Below are 20,499 nucleotides of genomic sequence, written 5' to 3' on the forward strand. Positions count from 1 at the left end.
TGTACCGATTTATTGCCCGCCCGGGTCTCGATTGCGTGAATCCCACCCCGGCCCGGAGCGGAGCGCCCGCACCCCCGGACCGATTACCCTCGTCCCCCGTGAAGGTTCTTGTGGTCGGGCCAGGCGCCCGCGAGCACGCGCTGGTCCGTTCTCTCGCCACCGACCCGGGGGTGACGGGGCTCTACGCGGCCCCCGGCAACCCGGGTATCGCCGGGATGATCGGTGAGCGCAACTGCTTCGCCGTCGATGCTCTCGACCCGCAGGCGGTGGCCGGCCTGGCCGGCGACCTGGCGGTCGACCTGGTCGTGGTCGGGCCGGAGGCGCCGCTGGTCGCGGGGGTTTCCGACGCCGTGCGGGCCGCCGGGATCCCGTGCTTCGGTCCTTCGGCCGCCGCCGCGCAGCTCGAGGGCAGCAAGGCCTTCGCCAAAGACGTGATGGCCGCGGCCGGAGTGCCCACCGGAGCCTCGTTCGCCTGTTCCACGCTCGCGCAGGCGAACGACGCCCTGACCGAGTTCGGCGCCCCCTACGTGGTGAAGGACGACGGCCTGGCCGCGGGTAAGGGTGTGGTCGTCACCGAAGACCTGGACACGGCGCTCTCCCACGCCGCCGCCTGCCTCGAGCGCGAGGGCGGCCGGGTGGTGATCGAGGAGTACCTCGACGGCCCCGAGGTCTCCCTGTTCTGCATCACCGACGGTGTGACCGTGCTGCCGCTGGCCCCCGCGCAGGACTTCAAGCGGGCGCTCGACGGCGATCTGGGTCCGAACACCGGTGGCATGGGCGCGTACTCGCCGCTGCCCTGGGCCCCGGACGATCTGGTCGACGAGGTACTGGAGCAGGTTGCCCGCCCGACGATTGCCGAGATGGCAAACCGGGGAGCACCTTTCGTCGGTGTTCTGTACTGCGGCCTGGCCCTGACCAGTCGTGGGGTGAAGGTGATCGAATTCAACGCCCGCTTCGGCGACCCCGAGACCCAGGTCGTGCTGGCCCGCCTGGCCACGCCTGCGGGGATGCTGCTGCGCGCCGCCGCGGTGCAGCACCTGGAGCACGTGCCGCCCCTGGAGTGGCACGAGAAGGCCGCCGTCACCGTGGTACTGGCCGCCGAGAACTACCCCGACACGCCGGTGCGGGGTGACGTCATCACCGGCGTTGACGATGCCGACGGCTGGCCCGACGCCTGGGTGCTGCACGCCGGCACGGCCCTGGAGGACGGTGACCTGGTCGCCGCCGGGGGGCGGGTGCTCTCCGTGGTGGGAACGGGTGACGATCTCGAGGCGGCCCGCACCACCGTCTACGCCGCGCTCGACCGGATCGGCCTGCGCGGTGGGCAGTTCCGGACCGACATCGCCGAGGCGGCGGCCGCCGCCGAGCTCACCGGCCGGCTGGGTCACCCGGTCGCCCCGAACTGAGGTTCGGGCGTGCGGCGGGGTGAACCCGCCGCACGTCCGAGGTGTTACCCGCCGATGGCGCCGTCCGCCTTCTGCTGGGCGGAGTCGACCTGCTTCCCGTACTTGTCCCCGGTGGCCTTGTCGGCCTGATCGCCGCCCTTGTCGATGGCCTGGTCACTGGCCTTCTCGACCTGCTCCGGGTGGTCCTGGGCGTAGTCCTGGCCCTTGTTCTTGATGTCGTCGAACGCACCCATGTCGAACTCCTCCCACGGATCATGGCGGTGGATCATGGCGGTACCGCAGCGATTCCGTGAACCAGTCGAACCCGGACCGGCCGGGACCGCGAGTTGACCATGTCCCCCGGGGCAATAAGCACATGCAGACCGCCTCGGGTGCCCGTTAGCGTTCCGGTGTGGCAGCTCTCGCGATCAACATCGGCCCGGTCGGCACCGACGAACTCGAGGCGTGGGCAACGCTGACGCACCGGGCCTTCCTGGCGCCCCACCGGCCGACCACGGCCCGGCTCGACCTGCTGCGCAAGGCTTCGGCCGACCAGCGGTTCCGGGTCGCCCGCATCGGCGACGTGGCCTGCGGCACCTACCGCACCTGGGACGCGGACCTGCCGGTGCCCGGTGGCAGCACGGTGAAGACCCTGGCGATCACCTCGGTATCCGTGCTGACGAGCCACCGCCGTCGGGGGGTGGCCACCGCGCTCATGGCGTCGTCCCTGGCCGAGGCCCGTGAGCAGGGGGCGGCGCTGGGCTACCTGATCGCCAGCGAGGGTGGGATCTACGGCCGGTTCGGGTTCGGCCCGGCCAGCGAGACCGTGCACCTCACCGTGAGCAGCCCGCGCCTGCGGTTCGGCGCCGGGCTCACCGAGGGCATCGACCTGGAGGCGACGGACGACCTCGCCCTGCGCCAGGTGGCCCCGGAGCTGTACCGCACGGTCTCCGCCGGCCTGCCCGGCGCTCTGCCCCGCTCCGACCTGTGGTGGGACATGTCCTGCGGGGTGTTCCCCGAGGCCGGGGAGGAGGGCCTGGCCCGGCCCGCCGTGATCGCCCGGGACGCGGCCGGCACGGTGGTCGGCACCGCCAGCTACCGGATCAAGGGTGACTGGACCCTCTCCACGCAGGCCGGCATCGACCTGCTCGACCTCACCGCATCCACTCCGGCCGCCTACCGGGCCCTCTGGCGGTACCTGGCCGACCTCGACCTCACCGACCGGATCGTGGCGGCCGACCGGCCCGTCCACGAGCCCCTGGCCTGGATGGTGACCGACCGCCGGGCCATCGGCGAGACGAACCGCACCGACTTCCAATGGGTCCGCATCGTCGACGTGCCGGCGGCCCTCACGGCCCGCCGGGCCCAGGCGCCCGGCCAGGTCGTCGTCGAGGTGACCGACCCGGCCGGGTATGCCGCCGGGCGCTGGCAGATCGATGCCGACGAGAACGGAGAGGTGGGGGTGACCGCGTCCACCCGAACCGCCGACGTCACGCTGCCCGTGTCGACGCTGGGCTCGGTCTACCTGGGGCAGAATCCGCTCACCAGGCTGCATCTGGCGGGTCTGGCCGATGAGCACCGGGCGGGAACGGTGCGGCGGCTGGACGCGATGCTGACCTGGACCCCGACCGCGATGGTGGGCCATACCTGGTTCTAGGGCCTGTCCAGGACCACTCGCTGCACTACCGTCCGTGAGCTGTTGCGGACACAGCGAACCGGGTGCGACTCTCGAGGGCAGGCATCCTCGGGGGAGGTACGCGTGGCCCGGAGCGCAGTGCAGGGCAAGGCCCTGGTCGTCCTGACCGTGATCACGGCAGTGCTGTTCGGCATCCCGACGGCGGCCCGGGCGCAACCGAGGCTTCCGGCGGGAGACCCGGTCGTGGTCAGCCTGGGCGACAGCTACATCTCCGGCACCGGCGCGCGGTGGGCCGGCAACTCCGACGACTTCCTCTTCGACCGGGGCGGCACCGATCGGGCCTGGTCGCGCCCGAAGGGCAAGTTGTTCGGCAGCTCCGACCGCGCCAAGATCTACGGCGCGACGGCGAGAACCGGCTGCTACCGCTCCGACTCGGCACCGATCAACAGCGCTGTGGCCCAAGGACTGAGCCTCGGCCGCGCGGTGAACCTGGCCTGCTCCGGGGCCCGTGCGGCCCATGTGCTGCGGGCGAGCGAGGGTGGGGTCGGTCTGCGCGGCGAGCAGCCGCAGAACGACCAGCTCGCGGCTCTGGCCCGCACCAGCCGGGTGAAGCTCGTCGTGCTCTCGATCGGGGGCAACGACCTGAGCTTCCCCGACCTGGTCTACCGCTGCATCACCGCCTACGCGCTGCGCAACGACCCGTGCAAGACCAAGCAGCAGCCGCGTCTCGACGTCGAGCGGCCGGCGATGGGGGCAGCGGTCGGCGCGGTGCTCGACGACATCCGGGCCACGCTCGCCGGGGCCGGATACCGGGACGGTGACTACCGGCTGATCCTGCAGTCGTACCCGAACCCTCTGCCCAGCGCGTCGGAAGACAAGTACGAGGGCTACCAGCGGGCGTTCAAGTGGACCGGGGGCCGGTGCCCGTTCACCGACCCGGACCTGACCTGGATCGCCCGCCAGGTGACCCCGTCGATCACCGCCACGCTGAAGAGCACGGCGCACCGGCACGGCGCCACGTTCCTCGACCTCAGCAACGCCTTCGACGGGCATGAACTGTGCGCCGAGGGCACCCGGCACCCCCAGGGCGACCCGGTCTCGGCCGAGGTGGAATGGGTGCGGTTCGTCGACTACACCGGGCAGGGCGACTACGCCGAGTCCCTGCACCCGAACTTCTACGGGCAGCAGGCGATCGGCATCTGCCTGGCTGGGGCCGCCCGGATCGCGGGCGATTCGGCCTGCGCGAGCACCCCGGGCCGGGGCCTGCGAGGGCTCAGAGTTCGGTAGGCCCCTGGCCGGCCAGGTCGACGATCTGCGCGCCCTCGGGCAGCAGTCCGGCCAGATTGCGCAGGTACACCGCTCGCCCGGCGGGCTGCAGCAACCCGTCGTGAATCGGGAACAGCCGGCCCGGGCCGATGGCGCGTACGAAGTTGGCGGTCTCGCTGAACTTGGCCCAGGGCGCGTTCAGCGGCACGGCCAGAAGGTCGATGCCCTCCGGCTGGGCCCCGTAGGAGTCGCCGGGGTGGAACAGGGCCAGGTCGCCCGGTGAGCTGATGGTCAGGCCCATGTTGCCGATCAGCGGGATGTCGGCATGGATCTCGGCGTGCGTGCCGCCCACCGCGGTCAGCGTCGCCCCGGCGATCGTGACCGGCTCGTCGAGCATCAGCTGTTTCACCGGCACCCCGGCCTTCTCCAGCAGCGCCGCGGTCTCCGGCTCGGCCAGCACCACGGCCTGCGGGTTCCCGGCCAGCAGGGCGGGCAGGCGCTCGGTGTCGAGGTGATCCATGTGCTGGTGCGTCACCGCGATCGCATCCAGCCCGGTCAGGTCCTCGAAACCCTCGGCGAACGCGCCCGGGTCGGTCAGGATGCGGGCGCCCCCGGTCTCGACCAGGAGGCATGAGTGTCCGATATGAGTGATCTGCACATCATCCAGATTGGCACGCGGGACGGCCGGATGCACCAGAGACAGGCCGTACCCCGGCGTACGTCTGGCGCGCGGCACCTCGGTCATCCCCTTCGTCCGTGATCATGCAGACGTTCCCGGCGATGAGGGGGATCGCATGATCACGGACGAAGGAGCCACATCCGGCCTGGCGCGCTGGTCGTCAACGTGTCTGCAACACGTGGTCGGTAGCGTCGGCGGCATGGTGAAGTCAGAAGGACGACTGGTGATCCGGGGTGCCCGGTGGCCGGGTGACGTCGCGGTCGAGGACGGCCGGATCGTGGCGGTCGGGGTCGTGCCGCCCGTGCCCGGTGAGCGGGTGCTGCGGGTGGACGGCGACATTCTCACCGCGGGTCTGGTCAATACCCACCATCACCTCTACCAGTGGGCCACCCGGGGCCGGGCCGTCGACTCGACCCTCTTCGGCTGGCTGACCGAGCTGTACCCGGTCTGGGCGAAGCTCGACCCGGACGACGTGTACGCCGCCGCCCTGGTCGGGCTGACCGAACTGGCGCTGTCGGGCTGCACGACCGCCGCCGACCACCACTACCTGGTGCCGCGGGGCGACGACCGGGTGTTCGACCGCATCGCCGAGGCCGCCGGGCAGGTCGGCATCCGGCTGCACCTGGCCCGCGGTTCGATGGATCTCGGCGAGTCCGCCGGTGGGCTGCCGCCCGACGACGTGGTCGAGGACACCGAGGCGATCCTGGCCAGCACCGAGGCCGTCCACGCGCGGCTGCACGACGGCGAACGGGTCACCGTGACCGTGGCGCCCTGTTCGCCGTTCTCCGTCACACCTCGCCTCATGGTCGAATCGGCGCAGTTGGCAAGGCGTCTCGGTCTCCGTTTGCACACCCATCTGGCCGAGACCCTGGATGAGGAGCAGGCGGTGGCGCAGCGGTTCGGCCTGCGTCCCCTCGCCTTGATGGACGAGTGGGGCTGGCTCGGCGACGATGTCTGGTTCGCGCACGGCATCCACTTCGACGACGCCGAGATCGCCCGGCTGGGGACGGCGGGAACCGGTGTGGCGCACTGCCCGTCGAGCAACGCCCGGCTCGCGGCCGGGATGTGCCGGGTGAGTGACCTGTTGCGCGCCGGGGCCCCGGTCGGTCTCGGGGTGGACGGCGTGGCGAGCAACGAGGACGGCGGTCTGGCCACCGAGATGCGGCAGGCTCTGTTCACCGGTCGTCTGCGCACCGGCGACCCGGCGAATCTGACCGTGCGCCAGGCGCTCGATCTGGCCACGGTGGGCGGTGCCGCCTGCCTGGGGCGGGACGACATCGGCGTCCTGGAACCGGGAAGGCGTGCGGATATCGCGGTTTGGCCGGGGGATGATGTGCAGGACATCGCCGATCCGGTCGCCGCGCTGGTGCTGGGGCCCCGCCGGCCCGTGCGGCACCTGCTGGTCGGTGGCGATCCGGTGGTCCGTGACGGGATCCCGGTCGGCGTCGACCTGGCCCGTGCCCGAAAGGAACTCGCGCGGGTGTCGGAGCGGTTGTCCTGACCGGATCCGGTGGGTCCGGCTGGTCCGATGATGAGAAGTGACGAACGGGAGTAGTGGAACATGGCCGACGAGACCGTGTGGCTGAACCAGGCAGTGGCCCTGGCCGCCGAGAACGTCGCAAACGGAGGGGGCCCTTTTGGTGCCCTCGTCGTCCTCAATGACGAACTGATCGCGACCGGCACGAACCAGGTGACCCCGACGCTCGACCCGACGGCGCACGCCGAGGTGGTCGCGATCCGGGCCGCCTGCCAGGCGCTGGGCACCTTCAAGCTCGACGGCTGCCTGCTGGTGGCGTCGTGCGAGCCCTGCCCGATGTGCTTCGCCTCGTCGCTGTGGGCGCGGGTGGACCGGATCATCTACGCCGCCGACCGCCACGACGCGGCCAAGGCGGGCTTCGACGACCGGGTGTTCTACGAGGTGTTCGAGAGCGAGCCGTCGAGCTGGCCCCTGACCCTGGCCCAGGTGCCGCTGCCGGGGGCGACACTCCCGTTCGACCACTGGGAGGTCAAGGCGGATCGGACAGACTACTGACGGACATCTGATCAGGCGCGATGCGGCTCTGTCGGTGAGGTCGGGTAGCGTCTGACGTGCATTGAGCCACCTCTCCACCTAGGGAGCACACGTCATGGGTCGCGTCGTGATCGACGTCATGCCGAAGCCTGAGATCCTCGATCCGCAGGGCAAGGCGGTCGTCGGGGCCCTCGCCCGGCTCGGTTTCGCCGAGTTCGCCGGCGCCCGTCAGGGCAAGCGGTTCGAGCTCGAGTTCGAGGGCGAGGTCGACCAGGCCGTCCTGGACCGTGCTCGCGAGGCGGCGCAGACGCTGCTCTCGAACCCCGTCATCGAAGACGTCGTCGCGGTCCGCGCGGCCTCAGACCCGGAGTGACGGCCATGCGCATCGGTGTCGTCACCTTCCCGGGCAGCCTCGACGACCGCGACGCCGTGCGCGCGGTCCGCATCGCAGGCGGTACCCCGGTCTCCCTCTGGCACGACGACGCTGACATCAAGGGTGTCGACGCCGTCGTGCTGCCCGGCGGTTTCTCCTACGGCGACTACCTGCGCTGCGGAGCGATCGCCCGGTTCTCCCCGGTGATGAACGAGATCATCCGGCTGGCCGGCCCGCCCGACCAGGTCTCCTCCGGGCTGCCGGTGCTCGGTATCTGCAACGGTTTCCAGGTGCTCACCGAGTCGCACCTGCTGCCCGGGGCCCTGGTGCGCAACGAGAAGCAGCAGTTCATCTGCCGCGACCAGTTGCTCCGCATCGAGCGCACGAGCACCGCGTGGACCAACGGCTACGCCGAGGGCCAGGAGATCGTCATCCCGCTGAAGAACGGTGAGGGCGGCTTCATCGCCGACGAGTCCACGCTCGACCGACTCGAGGGCGAGGGCCGCGTGGTCGCCCGCTATCTCGACGTGAACCCGAACGGCTCGCGCCGCGACATCGCCGGCATCAGCAACGCCTCCGGCACCGTCGTCGGCCTGATGCCGCACCCCGAACACGCCACCGAGGCGGGCTACGGCCCCGAGGTCAACAACGGCACCGACGGTCTGGCCTTCTTCACCAGCGCACTGCAGGGAGTGCTCTCCGCGTGACCAGCGACAGCATCAACACCTACGGCGAGAACCTCGACGCTCTGGGGGCGTCCTCGCCCCTGACCGAGCAGCAGCGGCAGGCTCTCGACACCGTCGACAAGGCTATGAAGAGCCCCGACGTCGATCAGCCCTGGGCCGCGCTCGGGATGAAGGCCGACGAGTACGAGGCCGTGCGCAAGATCCTCGACCGCCGGCCCACCGGGTCGGAACTGGCGATGTACTCGGTGATGTGGAGCGAGCACTGCTCCTACAAGTCGAGCAAGGTGCACCTGCGTCAGTTCGGCGAGAAGACGACGCCGGAGATGCAGGAGCACCTGCTGGTCGGCATCGGTGAGAACGCCGGCGTGGTCGACATCGGCCAGGGCTGGGCGGTCACCTTCAAGGTGGAGAGCCACAACCACCCCAGCTACGTCGAGCCCTACCAGGGTGCGGCCACCGGTGTCGGCGGCATCGTGCGCGACATCATCTCGATGGGCGCCCGCCCGGTCGCGGTGATGGACCCGCTGCGCTTCGGTGCTCTCGACCACCCCGACACTCTCCGCGTTCTGCCCGGGATCGTCGGCGGCGTCGGTGGTTACGGCAACTGCCTGGGTCTGCCCAACATCGGTGGCGAGGTCTCCTTCGACCCCTGCTACCAGGGCAACCCACTGGTCAACGCGCTGGCCGTGGGCACCCTGCGGCACGAAGACATTCACCTCGCCAACGCCCGCGGCAACGGCAACCTGGTGGTGCTGTTCGGCGCCCGCACCGGCGGCGACGGCATCGGCGGGGCGTCGATCCTGGCCAGCGACACCTTCACCGAGGGCGGCCCGACCAAGCGCCCGGCCGTGCAGGTGGGCGACCCGTTCGCCGAGAAGGTGCTCATCGAGTGCTGTCTCGACCTGTTCAAGGCCGACGTCGTGCAGGGCATCCAAGACCTCGGAGCGGCCGGCCTGAGCTGCGCGTTCTCCGAGCTCGCCAGCAACGGTGACGGCGGCATGCTCGTCCACCTCGACCGGGCCCCGCTGCGTGACTCCACGCTCGCCCCGGAAGAGATCCTGATGAGCGAGTCGCAGGAACGCATGATGGCCGTGGTCACCCCGGAAGACCTGCCCGGCTTCCTGGCGATCACCACCCGCTGGGACGTCGAGGCCACCGTGATGGGCGAGGTCACCGAGACCGGCCGCCTGGTGGTGCTGTGGCACGGCGAGACCATCGTTGACGTGCCGCCGCGCAGCGTGGCCCACGACGGCCCGGTCTATGACCGGCCCTATGCCCGTCCAGACTGGATGGACGTGCGTCAGGCCTCGGTCCCCGACCTGCTGCCCCGCCCGCAGACCGACGCCGAGCTCGGCGAGCTGGTCGTGAAGATGGCCGGTACGCCGAACCTGGCCAGCCGTTCCTGGGTCACCGACCAGTACGACCGCTACGTGCAGGGCAACACGGCACAGGCCATGCCCGACGACGCGGGCGTGCTGCGGGTGGACGAGGAGAGCGGCCTGGGTGTCGCCATCGCCACCGACTGCAACCAGCGTTTCGCTGCACTCGACCCGTACACCGGTGCGCAGCTGGCCCTGGCCGAGGCGTACCGCAACGTGGGTGTGGCCGGCGGTCGTCCGCTCGCCGTCACCGACTGCCTGAACTTCGGATCGCCCGAAGACCCGGCCGTGATGTGGCAGTTCGCCGAGGCCGTGCGCGGTCTGGCCGACGGTTGCCAGCAGCTCGGCATCCCGGTGACCGGTGGAAACGTCAGTCTGTACAACCAGACCGGCACCACGGCCATCCACCCGACTCCGGTCGTGGGTGTGCTGGGTGTGCTGCAAGACGTGGCCAAGCGCACCCCTTCGGGCTGGAAGACCTCCGGCGCGCAGTTGTTCCTGCTGGGCACCACCAAGGCCGAGTTCGCCGGTTCGGAATGGGCCTGGTCGCAGCACGAGCACCTGGGTGGTCTGCCGCCGGCGGTCGACCTGGAGGCCGAGCGGGCCCTGGCGTCGGTCATGGCCACGGCCGCCGACGAAGGTCTGGTGTTCGCCGCGCACGACCTGTCCGACGGTGGCCTGGCCCAGACGCTGGTCGAGGCGTCGCTGCGCTACGGCGTGGGCGCCTCGGTCTCGCTGGACGCGGCCCTGGAGCGTGACGGTGTAGACGCGTTCACGCTGCTCTTCGCCGAGTCCACCGCGCGCGCCGTGGTCGCGGTGAAGCCCGAGGCCGTGGAACAGTTCACGCAGGCCTGCGCGAGCAACGGCGTCCCGTTGGTGGAGCTGGGTTCGACCGGCGGCGACTCGCTCGCCGTGGCCGGCCGGTTCAGCCTCACCCTCGACGAGCTGCGGGCCTCGCACGAGGCCACGCTGCCGGCGGCACTGAACGCCTAGTAGTTCCTGGTCATCGCCCGTCGGTCCTCGGGACCGGCGGGCGATACCGTTTTTCCCATGAGCGTCTGGGGCGTTGTTCTTGCTGGTGGTGGCGGTACCCGGTTCGGCGGGCTGAAGCAGTTCGCCGTGCTCGGTGGACAGACTCTCCTGGAGCGGGTGGTCGACATCGCGGCGCAGAGCTGTGACGGTGTGGTCGTCGTGCTCCCGGCCGGTCACCCCTGGTCCGGCCCGGGGGTCCGGGCCACCGGCGGCTCCACCCGGGCCGAGTCGGTGCGCTCGGGCCTGGCGGCCCTTCCCGCCGACGCCGAGGTCGTCTGCATCACCGACGCGGCCCACCCCCTCGCCACGTCCGTCCTCTACTACCGGGTGATCAACGCGGTGCGTGCCGGTGCCGACGCAGCCCTTCCGGGGCTGCCGCTCACCGATGCGGTCAAGAAGATCAAAAAGGTGGACGAAGAAGGTCTTCTGGGCCTGGCCGGGGCCACCACCCCGGCCGGTGGCAGGGTCTCCGCGCAGATGCCCATGGCGTTCTCGCTGCCGGTGCTGCGCCGGGCTCACGAACAGATCGCGGACGCGGTCGAGGACTCCGCCATGGTGGCCGCGGCGGGCGGCCGGGTCGTGGTGGTTCAAGGGGAGCCAACCAACGTGCACGTGACCACGCCGGCCGAGCTGGCGGTGGCCCAGGCCCTGCTACCGCTGTCCCAGGCCTGGAGTCAATAGCTGATCATTCTCGATATGCGGGGTTGGTCTGCCTGTGCGACGTTGGTTGTCGATCATCTTCATGAGGAGTGAGAGGCAAACGATGGCCAGTTCCACGCCGACACGAAACGGCTCGTCCGGCGCCGAGGGCAAGGCGTCCGGCGCCCAGAAAAGTGCTGAAGGTCTTGCCCGTCAGGCCAATTCGAAATGGCTGAAGCGGCTGGGGCAGGTCGGTGTGGCAGCGATCGGTATCGTCTACCTGCTGCTCGCCTGGATCTCCCTGCAGGTCGCCTGGGGCGGTTCGTCGAAGAGTGCCGACAACACCGGTGCGCTCCAGCAGGTGGCTGAGAAGCCCTTCGGCAAAGCACTTCTCATCATCATGGGCATCGGCCTGATCGGCTTCGCGGTCTGGCAGCTGTTGCTCAGCATCATCGGCCCGCCCAGCGACGACAGCGCCTTCAAGCGCGTGAGCGCCGCGGGTAAGGGACTTTTCGGCGCCTCGCTGGCCGTGCAGTCACTGCGTATCGGCTTCGGCGGTGGCAGCCAGAGCTCCAGCAGCAAGACCGCCGACTGGACGGCTTCGCTGATGGAAGCCCCGGCCGGTCGTGTGCTGGTGGTCATCGTGGGTCTCGCCGTCATCGCCTACGCCGGGTACATGGCGTACAAGGGCGTGAAGAAGAAGTTCCTGGAGAAGCTCGAGGGCAACCCGGGGCAGGGTATTACCCGTCTCGGTCAGGCCGGCTGGATCTCCCGGGGCGTCGCTTTCGGCACGCTGGGCATCCTGATCGTCGTGGCCGGGGTGAAGTCGCAGCCGGAGGAGGCCCGAGGTCTCGACGCCGCGTTGAAGACCCTGGCCGACCAGCCGTTCGGCCAGTGGATCCTCACCCTGGTCGCTCTGGGCCTGGCCTGCTACGCGGCCTTCCAGCTGCTGACGGCCCGGATCCACAAGGAGGGCTGACCCCGCTCTCGCCGACACGGGAGATTCATCGAAACCTCGTTGGCGAGAGGGCGTCCCCAGCTCGTTGGTGAGGGAAGCGTCCCCAACCGTGTTGGTGGGGGATTCGCCCCCCAACCTTGTTCGTGATCATGCAAAGTGTCCCCAGACCGACGATTCGGTCTGGGGACACTTGCATGATCACGGTTGGTGCGGGGGGCGGATCTCGCCCGAGCCCCGGGTTATCAGCCGGGTCGGCACCACATGCGTCTCGGGCGGGCCCTCGTGGCCCCCGATCCGGTCGAACAGTACGGTCGCGGCCAGCCGCCCGATCGCCGTCGGGTCCTGCGCGACCACGGTGATCCCCGGGTCGAGCAGGTCGGCCAGGGGGAAGTCGTCGAATCCCACCAGCGCCACCGTGTGCTCACGCTTCAGCTGCCGCAGGGCCCGGGCCACGCCGATGGTGACCAGGTTCTGGGCGGCGAACACGGCGGTGGGCGGATCGGGCTGCTTCAGCAACTGGATCGCGGCGGCCTGGGCGAGTGTCTGACTGGTCAGATCGCTCAGCACGATGCTGGTGTCGATCGGGATCCCGGCCGCGGTGAGAGCCTCGGTGTATCCCTCGTACCGTTGCTGCGCCGTGGTGATGTCGGCCCGGTCACCGAGGAACGCGATGCGCCGGTGGCCGTGGTCGAGCAGATGCTGCATCCCGGCCGCCGCCCCGGCCACGTTCGTGGTGAGCACCGAGTCCACCTCGAGCCGCTTGGCCTCGCGATCGATGCAGACGATGGCCGTACCCGCGCGCAGCTCGCTCTCCAGGTACGACTGGTCGTTGCTGGCCGGCGCGATGATCAGGCCGTCGGCCCGCCGCGCGCTGAAGGCCCGGGTGAGCTCGCGCTCGCGCTGCGGGTCTTCGTCCAGGCTGGCGGTGAACACCATGACGCCACGCGGTATCGCGACGTCTTCCACGGCTCGCTGCAACGTCGACGAGAACGGGTTCGACACGTCTTCGAGCAGTAGCCCGACCGTGGCCGTCCGGCCCCCGGCCCGGCGCAGACTGCGTGCGCCGATGTTGGGCCGGAAGTCGAGTTCGTCGATCGCCTCGCGCACCCGCCGGCCGAGAGTGCTGGACACCCCCGGTTCCCCGTTCACCACCCTCGAAACGGTTTTGAGGCTGACGCCCGCGACCGCGGCGACATCCCGCATCGTCGGACGTCGCCCGAGTTGCTGGCTCCGTATCGGCATTCCTGCAGTCTCCGGCAGCTGGCTGTCCATGGCCCGCCGCTCCCCTCACGCCCGAGATCAACATCCCCTGCCGAGAACCTACCGCGCGGTCGTGATGCACGGAGTGCGTTCGCACTAGCTGCGCCCAGCGGACTCGTTCAGTGACGGAGCGGTTACCGAATTTCCAGATCTGGCGTAACTTGTAAGAGTTCGTCCAGTAGCCGACAAAGATGTCGGGAGCCTGTCCGGGTGTGCCCACTCACGCTTGAAAGTGCCCGGCCACGGCGGCTCGACGCGAACCGAAGGAGCCGCTTCGTGCCGCGTTCAGGTCCCCACCGGCTTGCCGCCGTCGTCCTCGCCGTGTCCGCCGTCGGTCTGGCCGCCTGCTCCGGGGGCAACGACGGTCGTCCCATCATCGGACTGATCACGAAGACCGACACCAATCCGTTCTTCGTGACGATGAAGAAGGGCGCGCAGGCGCAGGCCGCGAAAGACGGCATCGACCTGCGCACGTTCGCCGGGAAGATCGACGGCGACAACGAGTCGCAGGTCACCGCGATCGAGAACCTGATGGCGCTCGGCGCTGAGGGCTTCATGATCACGCCGAACGACTCGCGGGCCATCGTGCCCGCGATCGACCGGGCGAAAGAAGCCGGACTGGCCGTGATCGCGCTGGACACCCAGCTCGACCCGGCGGACGCCGCCGACTCCACCTTCGCCACCGACAACTTCACCGCCGGAAAACTGGTGGGGGAGTGGGCCAGGGCCAAACTCGGCGACCAGGCGCAGGACGCCCACATCGCGTTCCTTGACCTCACGCCCGACCAGGTCTCCGTCGACGTGCAGCGTGATCAGGGATTCATGGAGGGTTTCGGCATCGACACCGCGGACCCGAACCGGATCGGCGACGAGAACGACCCTCGGATCTCCGGCCACGACGTCACCGACGGAGCCGCCGAGGGCGGGCGCACCGCGATGGAGAACCTGTTGCAGCGCGAACCCGACATCAATCTGGTCTACGCCATCAACGAGCCGGCCGCGGCGGGGGCGTACGAGGCGCTGAAGGCCGCGGGCAAGGCCGAGTCGGTGGTGCTGGTCGCCGTCGACGGGGGTTGTCCTGGTGTTCAGAGCGTGAAAGACCTTCAGCTGGGAGCCACCTCGCAGCAGTACCCGTTGAAGATGGCATCCGACGGGGTGACGGCCATCTCGAAGTTCGCCTCGACCGGCGCCCGGCCGAGCAACCCCGCGGGCCAGGACTTCACCGACACCGGAGTCACTCTGATCACCGATGATCCGCAGTCCGGCGTGGAGTCGAAAGACACCACGTTCGGCGCCGAGAACTGCTGGGGGTAGCGAGATGACAACTGGTTTCGAGGAACGCCGGCAGGAGTCGGCGCAGGACCGGATTCAGCACCTGCTGCACGCCCGACCCACGCTCGGCCCGCTGGCGGTGCTCCTGCTGGCCGTCATCGTGTTCTCCGTCATCAATACCCGGTTCTTTCATCCGGAGAACCTCAGCCTGGTGTTGCAGCAGGTCACCGTGATCGCACTGCTGGCTCTCGGGCAGACCCTGGTCATCCTGACCGCCGGCATCGACCTGTCGGCCGGGGCCATCGCCGTGTTCTCCTCGATCCTGATGGCGAACCTGGCTTTCGACACCGGTTTTCCCGGGGTCCTGGCTCTTCTCCTGGGGCTGGTGTTCGGGACGCTGATGGGTGCGGTCAACGGCACCCTGGTCACCCGGCTCGGCCTACCGCCGTTCATCGTCACGCTCGGCACTCTGTCCGTCTTCTTCTCGCTGAACTCGGTGGTCTCCGGCAGCGAGACGGTGCGGGGCAGCGACATGCCCGCGATCATGACCTGGACCGGCGAGACCATCCCGCTCGGCAGCTTCCGTCTGACCTACGGCTCGATCATCATGCTGCTGCTCTTCGGCTTCTTCTTCTACCTGCTGGCGCACACCGCGTGGGGCAAACACGTGCGCGCCACCGGAGACGACGCCGAGGCCGCCCGGCTGGCCGGTATCCGTACCGACCGGGTGCTGCTGTCGGTCTACGTCGTGGCCGGTGCGGTCTACGGCGTCGCGGCCTGGGTGCTGATGGGGCGCCTGGCCTCGGCCGATCCGAACGTCGGCACCGAGTACAACCTTGACTCGATCACCGCCGTGGTGCTCGGCGGTACCAGTCTCTTCGGCGGCCGGGGTGGCGTCATCGGCACGCTCGTCGGTGCGCTGATCGTCGGTGTGTTCCGGAACGGGCTGGTGCTGGCCGGGGTTCAAGTGGTCTGGCAGGGCTTCGCGATCGGTCTGCTCGTTCTGCTCGCGGTCACCATCGACCAATGGATTCGGAAGGTGAGGGCATGAGTACCCAGACGCCCGGCGAGGGCGAAGTCCTGCACAGGGTGGAACTGACCGACCGGACGCCGGTGATGCGGGCCCGGGGTCTGGTGAAACGCTACGGCCGGGTCACCGCCCTGGACGGCTCCGACCTGGAGCTGTACCCGGGGGAGATTCTCGCGGTGATCGGCGACAACGGGGCGGGGAAGTCCAGTCTGATCAAGGCTCTGTCGGGAGCGCTGGTCCCGGACAGCGGGGAGATCTGGCTGGACGGGGAGCGGGTGAACTTCCGTACGCCGATGGACGCGCGCACGGCCGGTATCGAGACGGTGTACCAGACCCTGGCCGTGGCACCGGGTCTCGATATCGCGGACAACCTGTTCCTGGGCCGGGAGGAGAGAAGGCCCGGACCTCTCGGGTCGATCTTCCGGATGCTCGACCACCAGCACATGCGTTCCGAGGCTCAGCGGCACATGGGCGAACTCGGCATCGCGACGTTGCAAGACATCGGACAGGCCGTCGAAAGTCTTTCCGGTGGACAGCGTCAGGGTGTGGCGGTGGCCCGGTCGGCGGCCTTCGGCAGCAAGGTCGTGATCCTCGACGAGCCCACTGCCGCGCTCGGGGTGAAGGAGGGCAACCGGGTGCTGCAGCTCATCCGCGACGTCCGGGACCGCGGTCTGCCGGTGATCCTGATCAGCCACAACATGCCGCACGTGTTCGAGGTGGCCGATCGCATCCACATCCAGCGCCTGGGGCGGCGGGTCGCCGTGGTGACACCGGCGTCCCACTCGATGTCCGACATGGTGGCCATCATGACCGGTGCCGCACCGCCACCACCGATCGAATAATGGTGGACGTCCGGGAGACTCGAGTGGTCGGCGGTCGGTGCGCGGTGGCTGGTCCCGGGAAACTGTCGGACCCCTGATCTACAGTCCTCTTCATGACGTGGGAACAGCAGCGGGTTTCATTCGGTGCCAACGCGACCACCTACGACAGCATCAGGCCGGACTGGCCGGCGGCCACGGCGGCGTGGCTCACCGGCACCGAACCGGGGTCGGACCGCGAGGGCGTGGTGCTCGACGTGGCCGACCTGGGCGCGGGCACCGGCAAACTCACCAGCACGCTGACCTCGTCGGGGCACCGGGTGACAGCGGTGGAGCCCGACGAGGGCATGCTGAGGGTGCTGACCGGGAAGCTGCCGCAGGTGCGGGCGATCCAGGGGTCGGCCGAGCAGATCCCGCTGCCCGACCACAGCGTCGATGTCGTCACCGTGGCGCAGGCCTGGCACTGGATGAAACAGCCGGCCACCGCGCTGGAGATCGCCCGCGTGCTGCGCCCGGGTGGTCTGCTGGCGGTGGCCTGGCACCAGCGTGACGTCTCTGTGCCGTGGCTGGCCGAGCTGAACGATCTGGCGGGTGGCCCGGAGTGGACCGAGACGTCGGCCGCGGACGGTTCAGTGGATGCGTCCCAGCAGGTTCACGCCGGCCACACGAGGATCGACCTACCCGGTGCTTTCACTCCGGTCGAGGGCGCCACGTTCGCCTACACCCTGCAGCTCCCGGTTCCCGACCTGGCCCGCCTGGTCTCCAGCTGGTCGTACGTGGCCACCCGGCCCGACCGCGACGAGGTGCTGAAGAAGTCCGGAGCGCTCGGCGAACGGGTGGCGGCCGAACAGGGAACCCCGGGAATGCTGGCCATGCTCCACCGAACCCACTGCTACCGGGCGCGCACGGTGGCGGGGTGACCGTGGGCCCGGGGCCGCCGGACCCTCCTGGACCGGTTGGTTCCACGGGCCGTCCCGTCCCGGGCTTCTGCGCTTCGGCGTCCGTCACTGAACCGCGTGTCCTGGGTCCCGTCTCGCAGTCATGGGCCCCGCCTCGCTGTGTGCCCGCCCGCTCAGAGGTGCCTTCGCCCGTAAAGGTGCGGGCGAACGTCCACCATGGGATCGGTGACCCGGTCGCCTCACCCACCCGGCCGCTCAGCGAACCCGAACGGATGCCGACAGGCAGCCCGATGGACGCCCAGACGCTGCTCCTCGTGCGACGAGCCACCTATGGCCCGACTCCTGCCCTGCTGGCCGAGGCCCAGGGTCTGGGCCGGGCAGCCTGGCTCGACCGCCAGCTGAAGCCCGAGACGATCAAAGACTCGTACGTGGAAGGCATTCTCCAGCGCTTCCCCCGGGTGAACTGGTCGATCTCCAGGATCCGCAGCGAGTACGCCAAGAGCTTCGGCAGCTGGGACGTCATGGTCCAACTGACCCGGGCGACCATGGTGCGGGCGATCTGGAGCGAGCGGCAACTCTTCGAGCTGATGGTCGAGTTCTGGTCGAACCACCTGAACGTGACCTGCCCGTCCAGTGATGTCTGGGACTCGCGGGCCGACTACGACCGGGTGGTCCGCCGGCACGCCCTGGGTCGGTTCGCCGATCTGCTGGTGGCGGCGAGCCTGCACCCGGCGATGCAGAGCTACCTGGACAACGCCTCGTCCACCAAGGACCACCCGAACGAGAATCAGGGCCGCGAGCTGCTGGAACTGCACACGGTCGGGATCGGCGCCGGGTACTCCGAAGAAGACGTCAAGAACAGCGCACGCATCCTCACCGGGCTGGGCACCGACGGCTCGGGCGAGGCGACCTACCGGGCCGGCCGGCACTGGGTGGGGCCGGTGCAGGTGCTTGGCTTCACCTCCGCCAACAACACGGCTGCGGGCGGTAAAGACGTCGCGGTCGCGTACCTGACCTACCTGTCGAGGCACGAGAACACGGCCCGGCAGCTGGCGACGAAGCTGTGCCTGCGGTTCGTCGGTGACAGCCCACCCGAGGCGCTGGTCGCCCGGCTCGCGTCGGTCTACCTGGCCAACGACACGGCCATCGTTCCGGTGCTGCGAGAACTCTTCGGCAGCAACGAGTTCGCAGCATCGACGGGGCAGAAGGTGCGCCGTCCGTACGAAGACCTGGTCGCGACATTGCGCATTCTCGGGGTGAAACCCGATGTCAAGGGCATCGAGGGCATCGAGAACCTGCACTGGATGATCCTCGACATGGGCCACTCGCCGCTCTACTGGGGGCCGCCGAACGGGTACCCCGACGTGGCGACGGCCTGGCAGTCCCCGGCCGGCACTCTGGCCCGCTGGAACTCGCACCTGAACATCGCAGACCGATGGTGGCCGACCACGTTGACCGGCCCGGACCTGGGCACTCTGATCCCGAGACCTCGCCCGGCGACGCACGGTGCACTGATCGACGCCCTCTCCGAACGGCTTCTCCAGCAGAAGGCCACGAAGGTCCAGCAGGTGGCGATCTGCGAGTTCCTGACCGATGAATGGCACAAGATCACTCCGTCGACACCCGTGACGAAAGACAGTTACGCCATCGGTGGAAGGCTTCCCTACGTGGTCGGTCTGCTGCTCGACTCACCGGCGCACGCATTGCGGTAACGAGCTCCCGGGTCTCATGACACCTCGTCGCCGGCCGACGGTAGTCGCGTATGGGCTGTATCGCTCCAGACGGGGCGCCCGCGCCGATCCGACGACCTCCTGCCGCCAGACCGACCCGACGCCGAGGACACCACAGCCCGCATGAGCATCCCCACCCTCGCCCCTGACTGCCTCTGCCCCGAGGCCCCCGCCGGCCTGTCCCGCCGTACCTTGTTGCGAGGGCTGGCCGCGACCGGAGCGCTCGGTGGTGTGCTCACCGCCGTCGAGGGTTTCGGCGCCCACTACGCCTTCGCCGCCTCGCCTGCCGCCTATACCGGCGACGTCCTGGTCGTGCTCTCGCTGCGCGGAGGCTTCGACGGGCTGAACGCGGTGGTACCGATCGGTGATCCGGGCTATCTGAAGGCCCGCCCGACCATCGGTATCCACGAGCGCTCGCTGATCCCGGCCGGTGGCGTCTTCGGGCTGCACCCGGCTCTGAAACCACTGAAGAAATTTTGGGACGCAGGGACTTTCGGGGCTGTGCACGCGGTGGGCCAGGACAGTCCGACCCGCTCGCACTTCCAGGCCATGCAGGAGCTCGAGCGCGCCGCCCCCGGTTCCGGTCTGCGCACCGGCTGGATCGACCGCACTCTCGGAAGCCGTTCCCGCGGAACGATCTTCCAGGCCTCTCAGGTCGGCTCCACGCAGGTTCCCCTGGCCCTGGCCGGACCGAATCCGGAGATGGCCCTGGGCAGCGTCGACTCGTTCCGGATCGGTGGCGCCTGGGACGCCGCCGAGCGCAAGCGCTGGACGAAGGCGCTGACCGCGATGAATGCCGGTGCCCCGGAATCGATCTCCGCCCCAGCCACCGCCACCCTGCGGGCCACGGCCACCACCGCATCGATGGCCGCCTACCATCCCGCGAACGGTGCTACCTACCCGAAGGATTCGGCGGTCGGCGACGCCCTGCGCGACGTCGCCCGGATGATCAAGGCCAATGTCGGTCTGCAGGTGGCCTGCGTCGACGAGGGCGACTGGGACATGCACGCGGCCATGGGCTCCGCCACCGATGGCTGGATGCACGACCACCTCAGCGACCTGGCGCTCGCCCTGGCCGCGTTCGCCACCGACCTGGGGTCGAGGTTCAGGAAGGTCACCGTGGTCACGCTCTCCGAGTTCGGTCGGAGGGTGGCCGAGAACGGTTCCGGCGGAGTGGATCACGGCCACGGCAACGCGGTGCTGCTGATGGGCGGGGGAGTCGTCGGAGGAAAGGTGCACGGTCGCTGGCCCGGCCTTTCCGACGCGGATCTGGTGGACGGCGACCTGGCCGGCACCACCGACTACCGCCAGATCCTCGGCGAGATCCTGCAGAAACGCTGCGGAGCCGGATCCCTTGCCCAGATCTTCCCGGGCCTGAGCGGATCCCCGTTAGGAATAGCCATAGCCCCCTGAAGCCCCCGCCAAACCTTCTCCGTGATCATGCAA

19 protein-coding genes are annotated in these 20,499 nt (G+C 69.5%); 16 read left to right on the forward strand and 3 right to left on the reverse strand.

Annotation, left to right across the window (positions count from 1 at the left end):
- Nucleotides 1-98 precede the first annotated feature (98 nt).
- On the forward strand, nt 99-1,406 hold the full coding sequence (gene purD / locus QSK05_RS02465; RefSeq protein ID WP_285593431.1) for a phosphoribosylamine--glycine ligase: 1,308 nt from the start codon (nt 99-101) through the stop codon (nt 1,404-1,406).
- A gap of 44 nt (nt 1,407-1,450) precedes the next feature.
- Here the strand turns inward: purD and QSK05_RS02470 are convergent, their stop codons facing one another.
- Nucleotides 1,451-1,639, reverse strand: coding sequence for an antitoxin (locus QSK05_RS02470; protein ID WP_285593432.1), 189 nt, complete (start codon nt 1,637-1,639; stop codon nt 1,451-1,453).
- 158 nt (nt 1,640-1,797) lie between these two features.
- Between QSK05_RS02470 and QSK05_RS02475 the strand changes: the two genes are divergently transcribed.
- Together QSK05_RS02475 and QSK05_RS02480 are read left to right on the forward strand one after the other, a co-directional pair.
- Nucleotides 1,798-3,042 (forward strand): GNAT family N-acetyltransferase, encoded by a 1,245-nt coding sequence (locus tag QSK05_RS02475; RefSeq protein ID WP_285593434.1) that lies wholly within the window; start codon nt 1,798-1,800, stop codon nt 3,040-3,042.
- 102 nt (nt 3,043-3,144) lie between these two features.
- Nucleotides 3,145-4,308, forward strand: coding sequence for a GDSL-type esterase/lipase family protein (locus tag QSK05_RS02480; protein ID WP_285593436.1), 1,164 nt, complete (start codon nt 3,145-3,147; stop codon nt 4,306-4,308).
- On the opposite strand, the gene QSK05_RS02485 is transcribed toward QSK05_RS02480, so the two are convergent.
- A complete protein-coding gene (locus tag QSK05_RS02485) occupies nt 4,295-5,032 on the reverse strand; it encodes an MBL fold metallo-hydrolase (RefSeq protein ID WP_285593438.1) in 738 nt (245 codons plus the stop codon). The genes QSK05_RS02480 and QSK05_RS02485 overlap by 14 nt on opposite strands.
- Before the next feature lie 133 nt (nt 5,033-5,165).
- Here QSK05_RS02485 and QSK05_RS02490 point away from each other — a divergent pair, with 133 nt between their 5' ends.
- The 7 genes from QSK05_RS02490 (at nt 5,166) to QSK05_RS02520 (ending at nt 12,065) form a co-directional block, all read left to right on the forward strand.
- Nucleotides 5,166-6,467: an 8-oxoguanine deaminase gene (locus QSK05_RS02490; RefSeq protein WP_285593439.1), complete on the forward strand. Its 1,302-nt coding sequence runs from the start codon at nt 5,166-5,168 to the stop codon at nt 6,465-6,467.
- A 60-nt stretch (nt 6,468-6,527) separates the two neighbouring features.
- Nucleotides 6,528-6,998, forward strand: a complete 471-nt coding sequence (locus QSK05_RS02495; protein WP_285593440.1) for a nucleoside deaminase — start codon at nt 6,528-6,530, stop codon at nt 6,996-6,998.
- 94 nt (nt 6,999-7,092) lie between these two features.
- Nucleotides 7,093-7,350: a phosphoribosylformylglycinamidine synthase subunit PurS gene (gene purS, locus QSK05_RS02500; protein WP_231483285.1), complete on the forward strand. Its 258-nt coding sequence runs from the start codon at nt 7,093-7,095 to the stop codon at nt 7,348-7,350.
- A 5-nt stretch (nt 7,351-7,355) separates the two neighbouring features.
- Nucleotides 7,356-8,057, forward strand: coding sequence for a phosphoribosylformylglycinamidine synthase subunit PurQ (gene purQ, locus QSK05_RS02505; RefSeq protein ID WP_285593445.1), 702 nt, complete (start codon nt 7,356-7,358; stop codon nt 8,055-8,057).
- A 104-nt stretch (nt 8,058-8,161) separates the two neighbouring features.
- The gene (gene purL, locus QSK05_RS02510; RefSeq protein ID WP_352300212.1) at nt 8,162-10,408 is read left to right on the forward strand and encodes a phosphoribosylformylglycinamidine synthase subunit PurL; all 2,247 of its coding nucleotides are present in this window, start codon (nt 8,162-8,164) and stop codon (nt 10,406-10,408) included.
- A gap of 57 nt (nt 10,409-10,465) precedes the next feature.
- Nucleotides 10,466-11,128 (forward strand): IspD/TarI family cytidylyltransferase, encoded by a 663-nt coding sequence (locus tag QSK05_RS02515; RefSeq protein ID WP_285593447.1) that lies wholly within the window; start codon nt 10,466-10,468, stop codon nt 11,126-11,128.
- An 82-nt stretch (nt 11,129-11,210) separates the two neighbouring features.
- Nucleotides 11,211-12,065 (forward strand): DUF1206 domain-containing protein, encoded by an 855-nt coding sequence (locus QSK05_RS02520; RefSeq protein ID WP_285593448.1) that lies wholly within the window; start codon nt 11,211-11,213, stop codon nt 12,063-12,065.
- Nucleotides 12,066-12,242: 177 nt separating this feature from the next.
- On the opposite strand, the gene QSK05_RS02525 is transcribed toward QSK05_RS02520, so the two are convergent.
- Nucleotides 12,243-13,316, reverse strand: a complete 1,074-nt coding sequence (locus QSK05_RS02525; RefSeq protein ID WP_352299723.1) for a LacI family DNA-binding transcriptional regulator — start codon at nt 13,314-13,316, stop codon at nt 12,243-12,245.
- A gap of 264 nt (nt 13,317-13,580) precedes the next feature.
- On the opposite strand from QSK05_RS02525, the gene QSK05_RS02530 reads away from it, so the two are divergent.
- From QSK05_RS02530 to QSK05_RS02555, 6 genes are all read left to right on the forward strand, one after another.
- Nucleotides 13,581-14,618 (forward strand): sugar ABC transporter substrate-binding protein, encoded by a 1,038-nt coding sequence (locus QSK05_RS02530; RefSeq protein WP_285593452.1) that lies wholly within the window; start codon nt 13,581-13,583, stop codon nt 14,616-14,618.
- A gap of 4 nt (nt 14,619-14,622) precedes the next feature.
- A complete protein-coding gene (locus tag QSK05_RS02535) occupies nt 14,623-15,627 on the forward strand; it encodes an ABC transporter permease (protein ID WP_285593454.1) in 1,005 nt (334 codons plus the stop codon).
- Nucleotides 15,624-16,448, forward strand: a complete 825-nt coding sequence (locus QSK05_RS02540) for an ATP-binding cassette domain-containing protein (protein ID WP_285593456.1) — start codon at nt 15,624-15,626, stop codon at nt 16,446-16,448. The genes QSK05_RS02535 and QSK05_RS02540 overlap by 4 nt, the downstream gene beginning before the upstream one ends.
- Before the next feature lie 92 nt (nt 16,449-16,540).
- Nucleotides 16,541-17,344: a class I SAM-dependent methyltransferase gene (locus tag QSK05_RS02545; protein ID WP_285593457.1), complete on the forward strand. Its 804-nt coding sequence runs from the start codon at nt 16,541-16,543 to the stop codon at nt 17,342-17,344.
- Nucleotides 17,345-17,595: 251 nt separating this feature from the next.
- The gene (locus QSK05_RS02550) at nt 17,596-19,035 is read left to right on the forward strand and encodes a DUF1800 domain-containing protein (protein ID WP_285593458.1); all 1,440 of its coding nucleotides are present in this window, start codon (nt 17,596-17,598) and stop codon (nt 19,033-19,035) included.
- Nucleotides 19,036-19,176: 141 nt separating this feature from the next.
- Nucleotides 19,177-20,466: a DUF1501 domain-containing protein gene (locus tag QSK05_RS02555; RefSeq protein WP_285593459.1), complete on the forward strand. Its 1,290-nt coding sequence runs from the start codon at nt 19,177-19,179 to the stop codon at nt 20,464-20,466.
- Nucleotides 20,467-20,499 lie beyond the last annotated feature (33 nt).

It is taken from the genome of Kineosporia sp. NBRC 101731 (genome assembly GCF_030269305.1).
Classification (GTDB): Bacteria; Actinomycetota; Actinomycetes; order Actinomycetales; family Kineosporiaceae; genus Kineosporia.